3 protein-coding genes are annotated in these 3,034 nt (G+C 63.8%); 2 read left to right on the forward strand and 1 reads right to left on the reverse strand.

Annotated features, from left to right (window positions below):
- Nucleotides 1-264 (reverse strand): winged helix-turn-helix domain-containing protein (locus tag ACXWUF_RS21320; protein ID WP_458496553.1); only part of this gene is annotated, 264 nt, incomplete at its 3' end.
- A 277-nt stretch (nucleotides 265-541) separates the two neighbouring features.
- On the opposite strand from ACXWUF_RS21320, the gene ACXWUF_RS21325 reads away from it, so the two are divergent.
- Nucleotides 542-1,840 (forward strand): PKD domain-containing protein, encoded by a 1,299-nt coding sequence (locus ACXWUF_RS21325; protein ID WP_458496554.1) that lies wholly within the window; start codon nucleotides 542-544, stop codon nucleotides 1,838-1,840.
- An 84-nt stretch (nucleotides 1,841-1,924) separates the two neighbouring features.
- The coding region (locus ACXWUF_RS21330) for a hypothetical protein (RefSeq protein WP_458496555.1) at nucleotides 1,925-3,034 on the forward strand (1,110 nt) is incomplete at its 3' end.

A 3,034-nucleotide genomic window follows, 5' to 3' on the forward strand; every position in this document is an offset into this window, starting at 1 on the left:
GGTCTCGCCGCGCTTCCAGGCCAAATCGCATAGCTGGCTGCGGCTGAACACCTTGTCGGGATGGGCCACGAAGAATTCGAGCAGACGGTATTCCATCGGACTTAAGGACACGGACTTGCCGTCGACGGTGACGCGGTGGGCCTCGTTGTCGATGACGATCCCGCCCGCCTCGATAACGCCGGGCTTGCGGGGGCGGACGGGAACCTCGTTTTCCATGACGAGTGAGTTGATGGCGGTCATGCTCAGGCCGGTTAAGACAGTCAATAATTCTTGAGTCTAAGTACGGATTATGACGCGCTCGTTACAGAATCATTGCATGGGATGGGTGGCGGGTCGCGCTCGGAAACCGCGCCCACGGCGCCGCAACATTTCCGTCATGAACCTGAAACCTCTCTGTCATCCAATGATTATTTCCCCGTAACAATCCCCCCTTAGGCTTAGCACACTCACAAAAGGGCTTCCCCATGCCGCCCCCGGCGCGGGAAAAACCTTGCCCGGCCTGGCCGGGACAACTTCTCCACTTCCGAGAACGCTAAGCATCATGAAAAAAATCCACGCGATTTGTCTCGGCGCCCTGGTGGCCGGGAGCCATCCGGCACAGGCTTTGATTAACGACGGCAAGTTCGGCGATCCGGGCGAGCTGTTCATCTCGGTCTACGACGAAACCGGCCAGAAGTCCTATTACAAGGACTTGGGGCTAAACATGGTCCAGTTCATGGCCGGCCAGGGCTGCATCAACGGCAACCTGGGCCAGGATGCCAACTACGCCCCGTTCATCGGCAAGGCGGGGCTGGTCTACAACATCGCCGCCGTGACCCCGCTGGCCAAGGATTTCAGCAATCTGGCGCAATGGGGCTATCTCGCCACCTCCAGCCAGGGGGCGGGCATCTTCCCCACGGCCTTCAACCAGATCGACAACACCAAGCAGAAAATCCAGGGCTACATCGGCGCGCTCAACGTCGCCCCCTTCGAGAACAGGCCGGGCCAGGCGGACGCCCACATCAGCGGGGTATTTGGCCCGACCGACCTGGGCTATCACGGCCAGGGCATCTGGGGTCCGACCCTCGGGCAGAGCCTCAAGGGCAACAGCGAGGGCCAGCCGGACAAGGCGGTCGAGTTCTATTTCATCAACAACTCCACCGGCGCCGCCAACGCCGGCAAGGCCACCAAGCTGGGCGACTGGACCCTGGCCAGCGCCGGGCAACTCAGCTACGCGGGCACCGGCACCACCACCGCCTGCTCGGCCGCGACGGTCAACAAGCCGCCGGTGGCGAGCGTGGCGAGCGCCAGCCTGACCGTGGACGTGAGCACGGCGGTGACGCTGGACGGCAGCGCCAGCAGCGACCCGGACAACGCGCCGCAAGCCTTGTCGTTCGCTTGGGCGCAGCTTTCCGGCCCCGCCGCCACCCTCGCCAACGCCAATCAGGCGAAGGCCAGCTTCACCCCGACCCAGGCGGGCGCCTACGTGTTTGAGCTGACCGTCAGCGACGGCACAGACAGCGCCAAGGCCCAGGCGACCGTGACGGCCAAGACGCCCGCGCCGACCGGCCCCTTCATCAAGGTCAACGCGCCCACCGCCTGGAAGATGAAGAAAAAGCAAACCATCGCCTGGACCACCCAGCAGGTGGACGCCAAACAGTTGGTCACGATCCAGTTCTCCAAGAACGGCGGTCGCAAGTTCAGCAAGCTCAAGAGCCTCGCCAACAACAAGGGCAGGTTCGTGTGGACCCCGGCCAAGGCCCACGTCGCCAGCCAGGGCGTTTTGAAGCTGTGCGTGTCGCCCAGCAAGAAGATCAAGACCCCGGTGTGCGACCAGACCGCCATCGTTGTGCAGCGCTAAAGCCATCCTCCGCCCGGCGCCGGCCCATCGGGCGCCGGGCGGAAAAACCATCCTCACCCATTGCTACGAAATCGGAGAAAAATCATGCAACCGAAGCGAATCGCCGCCGCCGTCGCGGCCGGCCTGATGATGTCCTGGGGAGCCGCCGAGGCTCACGACCCCAGCGTTAAGCCGGATATTGAAATCTTCATGTCCGGGGCCACCGCGCAGGACCTGAACGTCCGCCAGTTGTTCGAGGAGCTGTGCGCCTCCGGCACCATGGACATCTACTACGACAACTCCGTCCAGGCGAACCCCGGCAGCGCCCACGCCGCGATTTTCTGCACCCTGGATTCCGCCAAGGTCACGGGACTCTCGGTCAACAACCCGAAGGTGCTGTTCCACAAGCGCTCGGCGGGCGGCTCCGCCCAGGGCGTCAACCCGGTCATCGACGAACAGGCCATCGACGCCATGGTTGTCAACAATGGCAACTGCGCCAAGGATCCCGCCGAGGCGTTCTACCGTTGCCGCATCTCGGGCACCGGCGACTTGATCAAGAAGGTGTCCGACGCCGGCGTGTCCGACATCAACCCGGAATTATTCCGGGGCGACAACACCCCGGACGGCTCGGTGCCGGTCAATCCCGCCAAGGTGAGCCAGCGCATGGAAGTCAAATCCGGCGGCGCCCTGGTGTTCAACACGCCCGTGACCAAAGCCCTGCGCGACGCCCTGCAACGCGCCCAGATCGCGGGCGGGTCGCTGGAGTCGGATTGCGAGGGTCTGGAGACCGAGCGCTGCATGCCCAGCCTCAACAAGCGCCTGATCGCCAGCCTGTTCACCGGCAACATCGGCAAGTGGAGCGAAATCCGGGCCGTCTCCAAGAACGGCGATTCCGTGCCCCTGACCGATTTCGCCCAGGGTTCGATCAGCGACGAGAAGGTGTACCTGTGTCGGCGGGTCAACGGCTCGGGCACCCAGTCGCAGTTCAACGTCAAGTTCCTCCACGACCCCTGCACCGACGGCGCGCTTAGCCCCTCGTCCACCTCCAACCCGCTGAATGGGCCGGTGGTGGTGCTGAACTCCGGCGCCGGCAACGTGGATGTTTGCCTGAAGGATTTCAACGACGGCACCAACGACAGCGGCACCAACGCGCAGGCCGTCAAGGCCTGGGCCATCGGCGTGCAAAGCACCGAGCGCAACGTCAAGCTGACCCGC

The organism is Methylomagnum sp., assembly GCF_054333355.1.